At 47.5% G+C, this 18,557-nt stretch carries 12 protein-coding genes; 4 read left to right on the top strand and 8 right to left on the bottom strand.

Annotated elements, in window-relative coordinates:
- Positions 1–8: 8 nt before the first annotated feature.
- Positions 9–1,010 (bottom strand): 4-hydroxyproline epimerase, encoded by a 1,002-nt coding sequence (locus K1Y79_RS24635; RefSeq protein ID WP_220252878.1) that lies wholly within the window; start codon positions 1,008–1,010, stop codon positions 9–11.
- A gap of 520 nt (positions 1,011–1,530) precedes the next feature.
- Here K1Y79_RS24635 and K1Y79_RS24630 point away from each other — a divergent pair.
- Complete coding sequence (locus K1Y79_RS24630; protein WP_220252877.1) at positions 1,531–5,145, top strand: PAS domain S-box protein; 3,615 nt, start codon at positions 1,531–1,533, stop codon at positions 5,143–5,145.
- Between the two features lie 233 nt (positions 5,146–5,378).
- Here K1Y79_RS24630 and K1Y79_RS24625 read toward each other — a convergent pair whose 3' ends face one another.
- Together K1Y79_RS24625 and K1Y79_RS24620 are read right to left on the bottom strand one after the other, a co-directional pair.
- Positions 5,379–6,143: a hypothetical protein gene (locus K1Y79_RS24625; protein WP_220252876.1), complete on the bottom strand. Its 765-nt coding sequence runs from the start codon at positions 6,141–6,143 to the stop codon at positions 5,379–5,381.
- A gap of 272 nt (positions 6,144–6,415) precedes the next feature.
- Entirely contained in the window at positions 6,416–8,578 is a 2,163-nt protein-coding gene (locus K1Y79_RS24620; protein ID WP_220252875.1) for a DUF6055 domain-containing protein, read from the bottom strand.
- Between the two features lie 296 nt (positions 8,579–8,874).
- Between K1Y79_RS24620 and K1Y79_RS24615 the strand changes: the two genes are divergently transcribed.
- Positions 8,875–9,561, top strand: a complete 687-nt coding sequence (locus tag K1Y79_RS24615; protein WP_220252874.1) for a response regulator transcription factor — start codon at positions 8,875–8,877, stop codon at positions 9,559–9,561.
- A gap of 62 nt (positions 9,562–9,623) precedes the next feature.
- Here the strand turns inward: K1Y79_RS24615 and K1Y79_RS24610 are convergent, their stop codons facing one another.
- From K1Y79_RS24610 to K1Y79_RS24600, 3 genes are read right to left on the bottom strand one after another with little or no spacing between them, the layout of a single operon-like run.
- Positions 9,624–11,042, bottom strand: coding sequence for an APC family permease (locus K1Y79_RS24610; protein ID WP_220252873.1), 1,419 nt, complete (start codon positions 11,040–11,042; stop codon positions 9,624–9,626).
- An 18-nt stretch (positions 11,043–11,060) separates the two neighbouring features.
- Positions 11,061–12,509: an aldehyde dehydrogenase (NADP(+)) gene (locus K1Y79_RS24605; protein WP_220252872.1), complete on the bottom strand. Its 1,449-nt coding sequence runs from the start codon at positions 12,507–12,509 to the stop codon at positions 11,061–11,063.
- A gap of 10 nt (positions 12,510–12,519) precedes the next feature.
- Positions 12,520–13,434, bottom strand: coding sequence for a dihydrodipicolinate synthase family protein (locus K1Y79_RS24600; protein ID WP_220252871.1), 915 nt, complete (start codon positions 13,432–13,434; stop codon positions 12,520–12,522).
- Between the two features lie 329 nt (positions 13,435–13,763).
- Here K1Y79_RS24600 and K1Y79_RS24595 point away from each other — a divergent pair, with 329 nt between their 5' ends.
- Together K1Y79_RS24595 and mgrA are read left to right on the top strand one after the other, a co-directional pair.
- Positions 13,764–14,639 (top strand): AraC family transcriptional regulator, encoded by an 876-nt coding sequence (locus K1Y79_RS24595; RefSeq protein ID WP_220252870.1) that lies wholly within the window; start codon positions 13,764–13,766, stop codon positions 14,637–14,639.
- Between the two features lie 79 nt (positions 14,640–14,718).
- Positions 14,719–15,714 carry an L-glyceraldehyde 3-phosphate reductase gene (gene mgrA / locus K1Y79_RS24590; protein WP_220252869.1) on the top strand — a complete coding sequence of 332 codons (996 nt, stop codon included), beginning with the start codon at positions 14,719–14,721 and terminating at the stop codon, positions 15,712–15,714.
- A gap of 120 nt (positions 15,715–15,834) precedes the next feature.
- Here the strand turns inward: mgrA and K1Y79_RS24585 are convergent, their stop codons facing one another.
- Together K1Y79_RS24585 and K1Y79_RS24580 are read right to left on the bottom strand one after the other, a co-directional pair.
- Positions 15,835–16,650 (bottom strand): hypothetical protein, encoded by an 816-nt coding sequence (locus tag K1Y79_RS24585; protein WP_220252868.1) that lies wholly within the window; start codon positions 16,648–16,650, stop codon positions 15,835–15,837.
- 1,077 nt (positions 16,651–17,727) lie between these two features.
- On the bottom strand, positions 17,728–18,501 hold the full coding sequence (locus K1Y79_RS24580) for a phosphosulfolactate synthase (RefSeq protein WP_220252867.1): 774 nt from the start codon (positions 18,499–18,501) through the stop codon (positions 17,728–17,730).
- Positions 18,502–18,557 lie beyond the last annotated feature (56 nt).

Below are 18,557 nucleotides of genomic sequence, written 5' to 3'. Positions count from 1 at the left end.
ATTGTAGTTTAAATCACCTGTAATCCGTATGCGTACGGATCATCTTCCGGATCAATTGAGATGGTATTATACCCATATATCCTTGCCCAGCCTTCAATACCCGGGCGGATAGCCGGCACGCCAGCCACAGTCGTTTCTTCCTCTATCGTACCGATAAAGCGGGATCCGATAATACTTTCATGTATAAACTGATCCCCTTTCTTCAGTTTCCCTTTGGCATACCATTGGGCCATACGGGCAGAGGTACCAGTGCCGCAGGGAGACCGGTCTATGGCTTTATCTCCGTAGAATACGGCATTCCTGGCGGTAGATGCCGGGTCCATCACCGCGCCTGTCCACAGTACATGCGAACAGCCATTTATATGAGGATTGTCAGGGTGTATGAATGTATGTTGCTCGTTAATTCGCTTACGCAGTTCCCGCGCCCAGCCAATCAACTGAGAAGCGGTATAATGCTCAAGGCCGGGGAAATTCTCCTGAACATCTACAATGGCGTAGTAGTTGCCTCCGTAAGACACATCCACCGTCAGCGGTCCCAGGTCAGGACATTCCACCACAATGCCGGTAGCGGCCAGGTACGAAGCCACATTGGTCAGCTTGACGCTCTTCACCTTTTTACCTTCCTGCTTATACTCGATCAGCACCAGTCCTGCCGGCGCTTCCATCCGCACAATACCGGGTACCTTCGGCTGAATCAACCCTTCCTCAAGCGCAATGGTAATCGTACCGATGGTGCCATGCCCGCACATTGGCAGACAACCGCTGGTTTCAATGAACAATACGCCTACATCATTGGCAGGGTCATGAGGCGGATACAGTATGCTGCCGCTCATCATATCATGGCCACGCGGCTCAAACATTAATCCTGTTCTTATCCAGTCATATTCTTTCAGAAAATGATTACGCTTTTCGCTCATATTATTTCCGTAGAGGACAGGCCCTCCGCCGGCTACTAACCTGACGGGATTACCACAGGTGTGCGCATCGATACAAAAAAATGTTTTCTTCACGTGTATTCCTTAGTTCTGTTTAACGAGATTTGGTTGATTCCCCATTCTTTCAAAAATACCTGTTGGCGCTGAATAGGATATTACGGGTTTTCACCAATGGTTTGCAGAAATTAACATAAATCACCCGGACTTCCGGCATGCAGCGTAAATTTCTTAGCTACTCCGCCTGCCTCCACTACATAAATTCCGGTAGCCAACCCTGCCGGTAAACCGGGAAAGTTCCCGGCGTGACACGTACCACCTTATTCCTGCTTATGATAAAAACATTTAGTCGTCAGATGTGTTATGTAAATGAATATGGTGCCGCTATATGACCCGTCAGCCGTCACAGCCTATGGAGAAGCAAGATAACTTATGCCATACAAGCAAAGCAAACTTCCCCTGGCGGTCTGATCAAAGGTACCATCAGCGGCGGCCAGCCCTGTAACCGGAAGATTATGCTAACTGGCAGATCCATCAGATTTGAAAATCAGTATGTATTGATTATCTGACTATATTGCGTACATAGTTCCATGTTCATATGAATGAGAATGCTGCCCCAAAAAGTGAGACGGAAAGGCTAAGAGCGTTACAGGAATACGGGCTGCTTCAACTCACCCCGCAGCCGGCGCTTGATCAGTTCACAGAACTGGCCGGCCTGACATGCCAATTCCCCTTTTCCGCCATCTGCATTGCCGGAAACGACCTTCAACTGATCGTTTCTGCTACAGCTGTACCCGGTATCCGGGAAACATCGCCCGACTGGGGCTTCCTGCAGCACATCCTGCACAAACAAACATATACCGAGGTAACAGATACACTCGAAGATCCTGTCACGCGCGACAATAAAGCCGTCATTGATGCGCCACATATACGCGCCTTTGCCGGCTTCCCGCTGATTGACAAACGCGGCTTTGTATTGGGTGCATTTTATGTGATGCACACTACTCCTGCTTCGTTAACTACACAACAGCAACAGGCATTACGCATCATCACCGACAAGATCATAGAAACAATCCGGATCAACAGACGAAGAACAGAAAATTATTACTTCACTAAATTGTTTGACCTGAGTGAAGGACTGCTTTGTATAGCCGACTTCTACGGCAAACTATGGAGGTTCAATGACGCGTTTACCACGCTGCTGGGATGGACTGCGGATGAACTGAATAACATGTCAGTGCTGGACCTGGTACATCCCCAGGACGCGGCAGGTACCGCCCGTGAACTGGAGCATATGGGGTCCGGCGCATCTACCGTCCTCTTTAGTCACCGGGTGCGCACAAAAGCAGGCGGCTACCGGCACATACAATGGGTAGCCACTCCGGAGGCACATACCGGTAATCTGTTTGCGATGGGCCGCGATATTACCAGCGAGCGCATCAAAGAACAACAGCTGATAGAAAGTGAGACCAACGCCCGCACCTTCTTTGAAAACTCCCTGGGCATGATGTGCCGGCATGACCTGGATGGCAACATCAATTACGTTAATAAAGCCAGTGCCGACAGTGTAGGCTATACCACGGAAGAACTGATGCAGATGACCCTCTTCGAGCTGGTCCCTGCCTCCTATCATGATCACCTGCGGCAATACCTTATACAGATCAGGGAAATAGGGAAAGTGACCGGTTTGATGCATACCCGGCACAAACAAGGACACGTGCGCATCTGGCTCTTCAATAATGTACTGATCAATGACGGGAGTGGCAACGCCTATGTCATTGGAAATGCTGCCGATATTACCGAGCGGCATGAACTGGAGAATGACCTTAAACGCACAAAGGAACTGCTGGAACGTACCAACCGGGTAGCACGCATCGGTGGATGGGAAGTTGACCTGGTGAAAAATGAACTGCATTGGTCCTCCGTTACCAGGGAAATACATGAGGTACCACCCGACATGGTACTCACTCCCGAAAATGCATGGATTTTCTATACCGGCGATAATGAACAGCTACTGAATAAGGTAGTTGAAGAAGCCATCACCCATAATACGCCCTGGCAGATAGAATTACAGATACTGACCGCCAACGGCAATAAACTATGGGTGCAATCCATCGGCTACGCAGAATTTGAAGACGGTATCTGTAAAAGACTATACGGCACCTTCCAGGATATTGATGAAAAGAAAAAAGCTGACATAGCGATACAACAATCCAGGCAGCTACTGGAAGATGTACTGCGCTCTGCCTCCGAAGTAAGTATTATAGCGACTGATGATACAGGTGTTATCACACTGTTCAACAAAGGAGCAGAAAGATTGCTGGGTTATACCGCTGCAGAAGTGACCGGCAAAGACTCCTGGAACATCCTCCACGCTGAAGAAGAAATTGCTGCCAGAGGAATTGAGCTTTCCAGGGAATACGGGAAACGCATCAAAGGCTTTCAGGTATTTACACACATACCAGACATAGAAGGCTCTGAGCGCCGGGAATGGACCTACGTACGTAAAGATGGCTCCGCGATTATCGTATCCATGGTGGTCACACCTATCAAAGACAACGCTGTCGTAACGGGCTACCTGGGAATTGCGATTGATATCACCGAACGTAAGAAAGCAGAACGCGACCTGAAAGAAGCGAAATTGCAGGCGGAATATGCCAGTAAAGCAAAGTCAGAGTTTCTGGCTAATATGAGCCATGAAATCCGTACGCCGCTGAATGGGGTGATCGGTTTCACCGACCTTGTGCTGAAAACGGCGCTCAACGAAACGCAGCAGCAATATATCAGCATCGTTAACCAGTCAGCCAATTCCCTGTTAAGCATCATCAATGATATACTTGACTTTTCCAAAATCGAAGCCGGCAAGATAGAACTCGATATCAGCAAATGCGACATCTTTGAATTTAGCAGTGAAGCCAGTGATATCCTCAGTTTTCAGGCGCAACAGAAAGGGCTGGAAATGCTGCTGAACGTATCGCACGAGCTGCCCCGCTTTATGTGGGCAGATAGCGTACGGTTAAAACAGATCTTGCTGAACCTGTTGAGCAATGCTGTCAAATTCACAGAAAAAGGAGAAATTGAACTGGAGATCAGACCAATCGCCCACCCCTCTCCTGGTATGACTACCATCCGTTTTGAAGTAAGAGATACAGGCATCGGCATCCGTAAGAATAAACAAGAAAAGATATTTGAAGCTTTCCTGCAGGAAGACATTTCTACTACCAAAAAATATGGAGGCACCGGCCTCGGACTAAGCATCTCCAATAAACTACTCGCGCTGATGGGCAGCAGATTACAGCTGGAAAGCACGCCCGGAAAAGGCAGCAGCTTTTTCTTTGAGCTGACCGTTAAAACGGAAGACGGTGCCGCTATTACCTGGGAAAACATGGACCTGGTCAAACAGGTACTGATCGTAGATGATAATGAGAACAACCGTATCATCGTACGGAGAATGCTGCAGCTTAAAAATATCAATTGCGACGAAGCGGCGAATGGTATTGAAGCCCTGCAGTTCCTCATGACGAAACAACATTATGATGCCATACTGATGGACTACCATATGCCAGTCATGGATGGCCTGGAGACCATTCGCAAGATCAGGGATAACTTCAGCAACCATGCGTACGAACCTGCCATTGTGCTGCTGCATAGTTCAGCTGATGATGAAAAGCTGATCCGTGCCTGTGAGGAACTGAAAGTGAATCAGCGGTTACTGAAACCGATTAAGATACAGGAGTTATATCATGCACTTTCCCATCTGTATGTGAAAAAAGACGAGGAAGAAAATACTTATCAACTGAACAGGGAAACCAGGAAGATCAAAGGAAATATCCGTATTCTGATTGCAGAAGACAACCCTATCAATATGCTGCTTGCCAGCACCATTATCAGGAAAATAGCTCCCGCCGCACAGATCATAGAAGCAAAGAATGGAAAAGAAGCATTTGAAAGCAGTGAAACGCAACTACCCGACATTATATTCATGGATATCCAGATGCCAATTGTCAATGGCTATGAAGCGACGGGCAAAATCCGGGAAATCAGCCGGCATGTACATATACCCATTATTGCATTAACTGCCGGCAATGTAAAAGGAGAAAGAGAAAAGTGCCTGGCGGCAGGGATGGATGACTTCGTAACGAAACCCTTTGTAGAAAGTAATATCGTCACCATATTTGAGAAGTGGCTGACACGTAAATCCGTAGATAACTAACCCCTTAAGGCACATGAACGCACTAGCATCCCGGCCTGCTGGCAGCGATGTCAACGTGGACTTGAGATGGAAATGAATACTTGCCTGGTTGATGTCGGAGAAAACAACTAAGGGAAAAACATGCACATAGCTATACTGCTACAGTGATGAACTGAGGTGTAATGGAATGGTAATGGTTATTGAAGATCGGGTGTAGGATAACAAACATCATTCATCAGCGCACAGCTGCATACCTATTCAAGCAAACAGCACTCAGGCATTGGCTGCGGATGTTGTAATATACTATAGCTGTCCAGCTGCCTCCTGTACGCTGCAATAGACGGAAATGACACCCGCTGACTCATTTTCACCGGCATTGGCGGCAATATCCCTGCTATATCTGCCGCCAGGTAGCGGCTATCAGCAGATATACCATTCCGTGTAATACCCCTCACCTGTATGGTTAACAGCAACGCACCATGACCAGGTACGTTCATATCAAGCATTGCACCTGCAAAGCGGCTGCCAGCTGCTATCGTCATTGTTTCAGTATGACAGCCTCTTACCGTTCTGCTGTTGCAGTCGATCCGCGTAGCGATTACCTTTACTTCCAGTGCAATAATGCCGTTACACTTCGCTATCTGCTGCGCAGGAATAGCCAGTTTACCGTCTGCCAGCAATACAGGAGCTGCTGCAAAGAACCTGCTGATACCAGTATCAGCATTGAAGCGGAAGCCTTTTATACCCTGCGGATGACTACCGTTAGCAGCAATCAGCAGTTTCGTAAGACGGTTGATATGACTGGTATCACACAGCACATCCAGCTCCTGGTATATCGCCTTACGAATGAAAGCGCCCCTTTTGCTGGCCATGCCAAAGCGCATAGCAGCCAGTTGTGTAGCCTTCGTTTGCCTTACCTGCTTTGGCTTACTACGCAGCCAGTGCCTGCCGTTACGCCGATACCCGATGGTATCGCCCAGCGCTCCGGTATAAGTTAAAATAGATGTTTGTTTTGCCATGACTAATGATGATGTTAAGGTATAAATTTACTGCTTTCCGTGCAGGGTCGAAGCGCGCAGGATTAGTGAATATCGAATGGTAGCCGGTCAGCTTTTGAAAAACCTGTAATACTGCATGGCTGGCGGTTGAATACGTGCCGGTCAGCGAGGCGGTGGCATTGATAAATAGTAAAAAAACACCGGGTCGGCAGTAAATACCTGATATGTTATCATCGTATACTGCTAACCCGGCGTTGAATGCCGGACGTTTAATTACCGGCTATTGACCTTACTCAATTCCTGCTCACCACTATCTTACGTGTAAACACATTCTTTCCTGCTACTTTCAGGATATATACACCTGGCTCCAGCTTCTCCGTAGCACCATCCAGGGTAAAATTAGGCGTTGCTTTTATCCTTTTATTCAGAATAATAGTTCCTGCACTGTTATATAGAGAGATCAGCACATCTTCGTCTGGCGTGAAGTTACGCATGTTGATATATATCTGTCCGTGCGTCGGGTTAGGATATACAATCACCTCCTTTTCTGCGCTTACTGCAGCATGCGTTGCAGCAGCGGCAGCACAGGCTACGTTGCCGGAGAAAGCCATCTGTGCGTCGGTGAACTGCGTATACGTTGCATTGACATCCACATTGGACGTATGAGACGCCGGTCTGCCGTCGCAGTTGGAACGGCCGTTGTTGGTATGCGGCACCTGCAGATAAACACCTGCAGTACTACAGCTGCTGATTTCCGCATCTCCGCCTACCGTCACACCAGATCCGAAGCTGGTACCCCACTGCATCGCATTACCTTTGATAACGGCAGTACCTGACACTGTACAGTTGTTAAGAATAGCATTTTCACTGACGTTGGCGCTGCCGGAGATGTTACCTCCCCATACATTAGCATTGCCGGTGATCACCGCATTATTCTGTACAGTAGCATTCTCCACCCAGGCCGTACCGTCTATCCTGGCATTGCCGGATATGTTAGAAGTACCCAATACGATGGCTCTAGGACCGACATAAGCAGTAGCTGCCACCGTGGCGCTGTTAGCTACCCAGCCGCCGCCATTGGCATGTATGCGGCCATTCGTTTTGTAGGCAGCCCGGAAGTTGGACTGGTATCCTTCCGGAACAGCATTGGCGATCCGCAGTTCATACGGATACCGCTTGATCTTTGGGAAGCCTGGTTCCCATACGTAAGAGGTATGAGTGGTAGGAGCGCCCATTACTACCAGGAACAGCCCTGTTTCATTGCTGCTCATCTGAAAACTGATCTGGCTTTCATTAGCGCTGTTCAATGCGCCGTACCGGGATACAGTACCATTGGCATTCGTAGCGACGAAGCCATATCGCCAGCCGCCTGAATTGTTCACTTCCGGATGACCTTTAAACTTCACCGTTACGTTACGGGAAGCACAGGTAGGATGTAAAGGGATGATGTTATAACCATAGTCCTGCGGTACAAAGGCATCCGGCACAACATATCTGCCTGTAGCAGCATTGATCTGGGTCAGCATAGTGTATAGCCGCCAGATGTAGTGAGGCTCTGCTGTACGCAATGCTTCTCTTGCGCCCCTCATAATATTACCGAAGTTGTTGCTGGAATAATCATAAGTTACCTCACGTTTTGCATAGTTGTAGAGGAAGTCATTCAGTTGTGACTGATTCCATCCTTTCAGCCGGCGGTAGGTAAGCAGCGGATGTTCATTCGCCAGCGACTCTTTCCACAGCCTGTTAACCATATTCAGACCGTCTGTATCCTGAATTGTATACAGCCATTTGAAGGTCCCGTAGTGATGCCTGGTAGAGCTCAGATGAAAACTCTGCGTAGCCATCCAGCGGGGCAGATCATCACCGGCAAAGCGGGGATACATCTGCGTACGCATATAGTTAGCATGTGCTTCCCAGAAGAAGCCTGCAGGCTCCCATCCCACATAACCGCCACCAACAGTATTTTCCTGTATAGAGATCATTCCCTGTAAGGAATGGGTCAGTTCGTGACTCAATACTGCACCGTCACGGGTAGAGTTGGGATGCACCCACATTGCGCCGATGGTATTACCGTAAGAACCGCCGAATGCCCAGCCGGACGGGCCGCCCGTACCCCAGGTATCATTCATCACAATGATGATCTTGTATTTTCCCAGGTTAGTGTTTGGCGCATCAGAACAGAAGCCTAACTGGGTGACAAATTTGGTGTAGATCTTCTCCAGCGTATCGCACACTGCCTGTGGATTGAACCGTAAATTAGGATCGGAATAGGTAGCCGGGTTTGTACCAACTACGTTACCCCAGAAAACGATGAAGTTGGCAGACTGATAAGACTTGCTGTAAGACCAGGTGTTCAGCGGCGCAGCGGAAAATTCTGAGGGAATAAAGATCGTTTTCTGCGCAGTAAGGGTACCTGTCATTAACAGGCATAACAATAACAGTACATGTGTTTTCATGAGAGATGTTTTTAAGCGTACAGTTAACAAAAGGGTTTGTGGAGTCGGGCTACAGGTTACTTAAGGCTTTTCTACAGGTGGCTGTCACACAATTAAAATTAGCAGAAAAGCGTACCGGCCCCATGCTGGATATTAACGTATATGGGTTGGATTTTAACAGAAACCACCTGTTGGGAACAGGGCGGCTGTAAGTAATGCACCAGGAATGGCATCAGGAACAATATCTGTTCCCGGTTGTTTTATATAAAAGCGGCAAAATTCAAAATTGATTTAGAATTGGGGAATAATATTGTGGTATGAAAATACTGATCATTGATGGCGAAGTGGCTTTGTCGCAGGTGATGATCTCCTATTTATCAGCCGAAAACTACAGATGTGAGTACGCCGGTACTTACAACAGGGCACAGGCCAAAATCAGCATATATGAGTACGATTGTATTTTACTGGACCTGGATCTGCCGGATGGAGATGGAAGCAAGCTGCTGGAGGAAATCAAAAAGAAGGACAGGCAGGAAGGTGTGATTATCATTTCAGCCAGACAATCATTTGAGGATAAGATAGCTGCTTTACAGCAAGGCGCGGATGATTACCTGACAAAACCGTTCTATTTGCCTGAGTTATCTGCCCGTATATTTTCTGTTATCAGAAGAAGGAAGTATAACAATTCGAATATTATCAGGCAGGATGCACTGACTGTTGACCTGCTGGCAAAAACTGTACAGGTCAATGATCTGCCCGTGCCGCTCACCAGAACAGAGTTTGATTTGCTGTTATATTTTATCGGGAACAGGAACAGGGTGTTGTCCAAACAGGAACTGGCCGAACAGCTGTCCGGTGATATTGCCGGACTGCGGGACGACCATAATGTGATATATGCACATGTGAAGAACCTGAAAAGGAAGCTGCATGACAGCGGGGCAGGCAGGTACCTGAAGACGATCTATGCTACCGGGTATAAGTGGGAATATAGTTCGCCTGACTGACTGTAGTACATATCAGTCAGCAGCGCGCTGTAAGTCGGGAGAAGCTGCCTGGCCCGGGAAAGCTACTCCTTCCTGCTCCATACCAGGTAGTACACTGGTATGCCCAGCAGTACGATACAGAGTCCGGGCCATGTATAAAGCGGTTTATAGACCAATAACGCCACGCAAATGATGCTGGCGGACACTATATACAGCAGCGGCAGGACAGGGTAGCCAAACGCCTTATATGGCCTTGGCAGCTCGGGTCTGGTACGACGCAGGCGGAAGATGCCCGCAATGGTCAGGATATAGAAGATCAGTACCACGAAAATGACATAGTCGAGCAGTTGTCCGTACCTGCCGCTCAGGCATAACAACGATGCCCATACACATTGTATCCATAAGGCCTTGCCCGGCACGGCATTCTTGTTGAGTCTACCCAGTTGCCGGAAGAAGACTCCGTCCCGGGCCATTGTGTAGCATACGCGAGCACCAGAAAGTATCAGTCCGTTGTTACAGCCAAAGGTTGACACCATGAGCAGTCCGGCGATAATATAAGTACCCCTTTCTCCGAAAATCTTAACAGCGGCAGCTACCCCTACCCTTTCGTTTTCTGCGAATGCGATTTCACGCAGTGACAGCACACCCAGATAGACCAGATTGGTGGCTGCATAGATGACAGTAACGATGAGTGTACCGAGGAAGAGGCTTCTGCCGATATTGCGTTCAGGGTTTTTAATTTCACCGGCGATGAAGGTGACGTTGTTCCAGGAATCACTGCTGAACAGACTTCCCACCATACTACCCGCGATGGCCCCCAGGGCGGCAAAGCCTGCGCCCGCATAAGCGCTGAGGTGAACGGCCTGGTTTGTTTCCTTCATCTGCTGCAGCACGAAACCGCTTTGCCAGTTAGCATCCCATACATCGCGTTGCGCTGCGAAACAGCCAAAGACGATCAGCGCCAGTAAGGCGGCAATCTTAGCCAGGGTGAAGCCGGTCTGAATGACCTTCCCTTCTTTTACGCCGAGCGTATTAATGAATGTCAGGAGGATAATCAATGCGATAGCCGTGAGTTGTGCAGCAGAAATGGAGAGGAACCCGAGATCTGCTACTATATGCTTTTCACTCAGGGCAGGAAAGATATATGCCGAGAATTTGGCGAAAGCTACACCTACGGCAGCAATAGATCCGGCCTGAATGACAGTAAAGAAACTCCAGCCAAACAGGAAACCCGTCAGCCGGTTAAATGCCTCTTTGAGATAGACGTACTGTCCCCCTGCCTGCGGAAACATACCACTTAGTTCGCCATAACTGAGAGCGGCGGTAAGTGTGAGTAATCCGGTAATAATCCATATCAGCACCAGCCAGCCTGCGGAGCCCACATTACGGGTGATGTCGGCGCTTACGAGAAAGATACCTGAACCGATCATAGAGCCGGCTACAATCATGGTAGCGTCCAGCAGTCCGAATGACCGCCGGAAAGATGTTGGTTGATCTGACATAGGGTTATTTATAGCTGTTTATCTTACAAACTGGTTATCTACCTGTCTCCAGATGCCCAGGGGATTAGCTGCTTTCAGCGCATCCGGCAGCATATCGTCTGTAAAGTTCTGGAAGCATACCGGTCTTACCCATCTTCTGATAGCGCTGGTACCTACTGAAGTAAAACGGGCGTCCGTAGTAGCGGGGTACGGACCACCGTGTACCATGGCAGCACATACTTCTACACCAGTAGGCGGGTTATTGAGAATAACACGGCCAGCCAGCGTAGATTGTATAGCAATCACGTCTTTCCATTGCGTAGTATCAGCCTGGGTACCTACGATGGTAGTAGTAAGTTGCCCATGCAGACTTTTCAGTACTGCAATAAGTTCAGTTTTATCTGCACATTCAACCAATAGCGAGTATGGGCCGAAGAGTTCTTCTTTCAGCGCCGGGTTTACGAGGAATGCCGCGGCAGTAGTACGTGCCAGCACCGGCCAAGCCTCCAGTTCCGCAGGTGCAGTTGATTCATTGACCAGCGCTACCTCCTTTTCCTGTAATATGCGGGTGCGCCCTTTCTCATAGGCCTCACAGATTCCTTTGTGCAGCATCTTCTGTGGAGCAACAGCTGCGATAGCAGTACCCAGCTGAGTGACAAAGTCTTCCAGCGCCTCACTCTTCAGACCGATCAGTATGCCGGGGTTGGTACAGAACTGTCCCATGCCCAGTGTGACAGAGGCAGCAAAGGTCTGTGCCAGCTGTGCCGCCTGTGTGGCCAATGCATCAGGATAAAATACTACCGGGTTGATACTGCTCATTTCTGCGAATACCGGAATAGGTACTTCCCGTTGTGCAGCATAATTCAGTAGCGCTGTTCCTCCCTGGAACGACCCGGTAAAACCTACACCGGTCGTCAGCGGATGCATGACCAGCTCCTTCCCTACAGCATTACCTTCACCAGTTACATGCTGTACGGTATGGGCAGGCATGCCGCTTTTGCTGATAGCTGCTGTGATAGCCTCAAATACCAGCTGTGAGGTGCCAGGATGCGCAGGATGACCTTTGATCACTACTGTTGCTCCTGCGGCAAGTGCGCTGGCCGTATCTCCGCCGGCGGTGGAGAAAGCGAAAGGGAAATTGCTTGCGCCAAAGACGACTACAGGGCCAACCGGCAACAGCATGCGACGGATATCCGGGCGGGCAGGCGTATTATCGGGCCTGGCAGTGTCTATGACAGCTTCCACCCAGCTGCCTTCCTGTAAGACTGTAGCAAACAGTTGCAGCTGTGAAGTGGTGCGGGTTATTTCACCGTTCAGCCGTGCCACAGGCAGGTTGGATTCTGTATGAGCGATGGCAATCAGCGCTTCACGGCGTGCATTGATCTCGGCAGCAATTGTTTCAAGGAATGCAGCCCTGTTGGCAGGTGTTATGTGTCTGTACTCCTCAAAGGCAGCTGCTGCGCGCTGCATAATTTCATCTATCTGCATAATAAGGTGATTAAAGTGAAAGATAGTCAGGCAATGCTGGTCTGGCCGCAATAGCTGTATCAATAACCTGCAGGATGCGGGTTCTCTCTTCGCCTACCAGTTTAAGACGGGGTGCTCTGACTTCTTCGCTGCCAAGTCCTGCCTGCTGTTCTGCCAGTTTAATATACTGTACCAGTTTAGGGTGCAGGTCCAGTTCAAGCAATGGCAGGAACCAACGGTAAATAGCCAGCGCCTCTGCAATACGACCGGCTTTGGTAAGTTTATAGATCGCTACGGTTTCAGCAGGAAAAGCACATACCAATCCGCCTACCCAACCATCTGCGCCAAGAATCATCTCTTCCATCGCCAGCGTATCTACTCCACACAGGATACTGAAACGGTCACCGAACCGGCTGATCATGCGGGTTACATTGGATACATCGCGGGTAGACTCTTTAACAGCCTGTATATTGCTAAATGCCTGCAGCTCGTCGAATATAGCAAGTGTTACTTCTATTTTGTAATCAACAGGATTATTATAGATCATAATAGGCAGTTCTGTAGATGCAGCTACTGCTTTGAAGTACTCAGCGGTTTCACGTTCATCACTTTTATAGCGCATAGGTGGTAGCAGCATCAGTCCCTTTGCACCCCAGGCTGCGGCAAGTTTGGCCTGCCTGATTGCCTCGCTGGTAGAGCCCTCTGCAATGTTCATAACAACCGGGATCTTTCCCGCTACCTGTTCTACTGCATACTTGGTCAGTGTTTCTTTTTCAGCAGTAGTAATGACACTGGCTTCACCCAGTGAGCCGCCTAAGATAACACCGTCAATACCGGCAGCTATCTGGGCCTGCAGGTTCTTACCGAATAATGGAAGATCCAGTTCATCAGCAGGGGTAAATTTTGTGGTAAATGCGGGAAATATTCCTTTCCATTCAATAGCCATAGAAGAACAATTTTTGTCAAAAGTATCAGAAACAGCGAAAGAGAGCCTATCTGATAGTAATCAATTATTGCCTGATATTAACCTGTTTTGAGGGGTTGTCCTGTCTATAGACAGGTAGTTAACCTTTTTTTGACCCGATCTGTTATTTTTTTACAGAATCCGGGTTAAAATTTGTAATATTGGTACATAGTGAATAATTGTAGATTTCACACTCATTGAAGCCGAGAAGATCAACCAAAGTGACGCGTCATTGCTGCGTAAGAAAAGTTTAAGACCTGTAAATACATTCCTGCAAGCCAACTTGCGCTTACTATTAAAATTGCTGACTGATGAAAGTGTTACAGTTTACCATACCTGTTCCGCTGGACAAATCCATTATCGTACAGAAGGACGTACTACCTCATTTTTACCCGCATCTGCACAGGCACCAGGAGATCCAGCTGTCGTGGATACAACAGGGCGAGGGCACGCTGGTGGCAGATAACAACATGCATCCGTTCCGTCCTAATGAGATATACTGGTTAGGAGCTAACCAACCGCATATCTTCAAAAGCGAGGCATCGTACTTCCAGCCTAAAAGCCGGAAGAAGATTGTGGCATTGGTGATTTTCTTTAATCCTGACGGAGACCTCTCCGGATTCTTCAATCTGCCAGAGATCAAAGTATTGAAGAACTTTATACAGCAACATCAGTCTGGCTTTAAAGTACCTCCGGATCATGCCACGGAGATCTCAGGCCGTATGTTAAAAGTGGCTAACAGCTCTGGGACAGAGCAGCTGTTACAGTTTGTCGAACTGTTGAAACAGTTGTCAGCCTGTCCCGATATGACGTCTCTATCTTCAGGTCAGCGTACACAACCCGTCAGCGAGCATGAAGGTATCCGCATCGGTACTATATACAACTATATTATGCATCATTACGATAAGCCGATTACGCTGGAAGATGCAGCAAAGCAGGCTTGTATGACACCACAGGCATTCTGCCGTTTCTTTAAGAAGCATACACTGCACACTTTTGTATCATTCCTGAATGAGGTACGGATTAATGAAGCGTGTAAGAAACTGACAGACGGCAGTTATGATAATATAGCTACGGTAGCCTATACCTGTGGTTTTAATAGTATTACCAACTTCAACCGGGTGTTTAAGTCCGTTACCCAGCAATCGCCCAGTGAATATATGAACAGTTACTTCCAGAGCGTGTAATAAGCAGTGATATATTAGCCGTGTGGTATAGGAAATCCTGATTGTTTCTCCTTATATTGTAAGGCTAAAAAACCACATTATGAGTGCTTATGTACCTGCAAACGACCGGTATGACAGTATGATCTATAACCGTTGTGGCAGAAGCGGTATCCGTCTTCCGGCTATTTCCTTAGGTCTCTGGCATAACTTCGGATCAATAGATAACTTTGAGAATGGCCGCTCCATCATCCGCCGTGCGTTTGACAAAGGCATTACCCATTTTGATCTTGCAAACAACTATGGCCCTCTACCAGGATCTGCTGAAGAGAATTTCGGTGCCATATTACAGAAGGATTTTACAGGTCACCTGCGCGATGAGCTGATTATCTCTACAAAGGCCGGCTATCATATGTGGCCTGGTCCGTACGGGGAATGGGGCTCCCGCAAGTATGTACTGTCCAGCCTTGATCAGAGCCTGCGCCGCATGAAGCTGGACTACGTCGATATATTCTACTCACACCGCCCTGATCCCGATACCCCTATCGAAGAAACCATGGGTGCGCTGGATACAGCAGTACGCCAGGGTAAGGCCTTGTATGTCGGACTGTCTAACTATACAGCCGAGCAGACCGCTGCGGCATTGGAAGTACTGAAATCACTGGGTACTCCCTGCCTGATTCATCAACCTAAATACTCCATGTTTGAGCGGTGGGTAGAAAACGGGTTGCTGGATGTACTGGAAGCGAACGGCGTAGGATGTATACCATTCTCTCCGCTGGCCCAGGGCTTATTGACCGATCGTTACCTTAAGGGAATACCTGAAGGTTCCAGAGCCAGCAAACCGAGTGGCTTCCTGAAGGCCGATCAGATAACACCGGAAAAGCTGGATCAGATACAGCGCCTGAATGCAATTGCATTGAAGCGTGGTCAGACACTGGCACAGATGGCGCTTGCCTGGCTGCTGAAAGATCAGCGTATCACAACAGTATTGATAGGTGCCAGCTCTGTAGAGCAGCTGGATAATAACCTCGGTGCGTTGAATAAGGTACAGTTTGACACAACGGAGCTGGCAGAGATTGAGGCCATACTGAAGTAATGAACAACAACATCACAAAACAGGGAGTAAAGCAGGTATAACAGGCACTCCCCTATAATAAAACAGGGTGTATCAAATGCTGATACACCCTGTTTTTCTTTTCAAAGTAACGACGATCTGTTATCTTTTGGTATAACGGAATCTTGTCGATTTGGTTTCAGTGGTGACTATGCCGCCGGTTACTGTCTTAATGGTAGACTTTTTAGTAACGGGATATCTATCCTCGTCATAAGTATACACATTTGTTTCAGTAACTGAATCCTTTCCGTGTGTGATTGTTCTGGTCAGCACATTGTTGGAAGAAAAGCCGGATGCATCAGCCGGGTTGATCAGAAACAGTTCCAGTTGTCTGGACAGATAATTCACCCGATCGTCATAGGTGTAATTGGTCGTAACAGTATCTGCTATTTCCTTACCGTTGACGATGGTGATGGCAGTCTGTCTGAGCAGGTTACCTTTACCATCCCAGGTCAGTGCCACTCTGTTAAACAGCGCGAGCGTGCCTTGCGCATTCGGCGCTGCCAGATAGAGAGCTTCCGGGCGTCCCACAGCATCGTAGGCAATGCTGTCATGTCTGACAATCATGCCGGAGGTCTGTGAGTAGCTGTTAATTTTCAGCAGCCTGTTGGTATTATCATATGCCAGGCTGACTACCTTTTGCAGGGAAGAGGCACTATTAACCCCCACAAGTAATTCTGTTTGTATGCCATTGTTGTACACTGGCTGTGCATAGTAGGTAGTGCTACCATCTTTTGCACGTGATTCGTACAATGATATCCTGTGATGACCATTGTAGGTGATAGCAACGCTATCGGTTTCCGTAATAATGTGCTCCATCAGCTTCATGACCAGCTGTGGCTGTGTTGCATTCTCGTCATCTTTACAGGCAATAAAGAACATCCCGAGTGCAGTGGCACTCAATAACAATCGTTTCATGGTTTCCGTTGATATGTATTCTGATTTATAAATCCGGGCTATAATACTCTATATATAAACATTTCAGATGACAATGACTTACAAATGCGGCGCAAATATAAGTATATTTTAAAATATCAGACTTACTTACTAAAGGATAACACGCAAATAACAATGCCTCCCCATGTCTTACATACGGGAGGCATCATTAATATTGATTCAGCGGACGGTTACCTTATCATGTAACACATCTTGTATACAGCGTTTGCATTACCGGTTGCAGTAGAGATGTGTACTGTTGCTTGTACTGATTTCATGGTAACAGGACAGTTTTCAGCATCACAGATGTATATACTGGCAGCAATGAAGCTACTATGACGGTAATTATTGATAGCAGAAAATATGTCATTAGCGGAGAGCCCTGACGCTGCTTATTCCACGTATAGCATGAACAACCAAAGTTGTTGAGCACTGTTGGAAGATAGACAGGCAGGTTAAGATTTAACCAAGGTTCACCGTTTATTTTTTGCGGTGTAAAGATATGGTAAATTATAAACATCTGTTTAGCGGCGAAGCAGACTTTTGCATTTCTATAACATATCGATAAGGCAAGGGGTACTAGTAAATGACTGGAAGGTCTGATGAGTATGTTCTGTGAAGTATCTCAGTATCAAGCGTTTGATGGACGCATGCAGGAAACCTTTGTTCAGCAGCGGTAACCTGGTATGATATATAGCATTGTCTAATTGTATGACAGTCAGCAGCCTATCAACGGCTGATATAAGCCGATAGCAAAAGAAGTGATATAGTGTGAATACGGCCGGGTATTTAACGCCCTGTTACGCCCAGGGCAATAGCCTGATATAGTAATGATATATCCTTTAACGGCGAATCTTTTGTAGAGGAATACTTTTGCCTGTGAATAAATGGAGATCCGTAATATGCTGATTCATTCACCGCCTTATAGTATTCAGCGATATCTATAGTGCCAACCGGAGGCTGATATGCTTTATGGCTGATGTACATCACCACAGACTATCATGCATAGAAAAAGCCGGTTATTGCTAACCGGCTTCCCAATAGTATGATGTGTATCTTTTATCTGGTTCCATCCAGGAAAAAATGGAAGCTATCGCCCCGCAGGCCTACGCGCATTGCTTCCAGGGATATCACTTCATTATAAGCAATGTTTCCCAGGTTGGCATTACATCCCATAAGATCCAGGAAATACAGCTGCTGGTCCTTTCTGGGCGCTTCCCATATAATCTTTTCTCCGGGTACCTGCGTCAGGATTTCCTGCACCAGGCCTTCTCTCACCTCGCCTGAATCACGATACAGCCCTACGTTACCCGTTTCCCTTGCTTCCGCGATGATGTATTCAGATCCGGCAGACAGTTCTGCTTTCATCAGTTCAATCCATTTATAGGGAGGCGTGATATGTTCACGGTCTTTATCCTTTGACCCGATTTCGCTTAATACAGTACCAATTTTTGCCAGCTTTTCTATATACCCGCACTTCTCTGCATGTGGAATAGAAAGGGAACCATCAGATACTTCAAAGTAATTGATGCCGTATTTTTTTGATACCGCTATAAAGTCATCAAACTGATTACGGATAATGAATGCTTCAAGCAGCAATCCACCAAAATAAACGGGGATGTTATATGACTGATATACTTTGATCTTTTCGTCCAGATTAGGCGTAACGTAAGCCGTTCCAAAGGCCAGTTTAACCATATCTACATGGGCAGCTGATACAGACAGGAAGTCCTTAGTATCCTGCAGGCTCAGCCCCTTGTCTGTCACCATTGTAATACCAAATGAACGAGGTTGTTTTGTACGTTCGGGGATTTTGTCCAGGTTAAAATTCATTTTCCTACAATTTTGTTGCTGCGATTTACTTCCTTTAATAAACTTCGGGGCAAAGG

The sequence above is a fragment of the Chitinophaga rhizophila genome (genome assembly GCF_019492185.1).
GTDB lineage: Bacteria > Bacteroidota > Bacteroidia > Chitinophagales > Chitinophagaceae > Chitinophaga > Chitinophaga rhizophila.
This window is presented reverse-complemented; position numbering and strand designations above follow the sequence as displayed.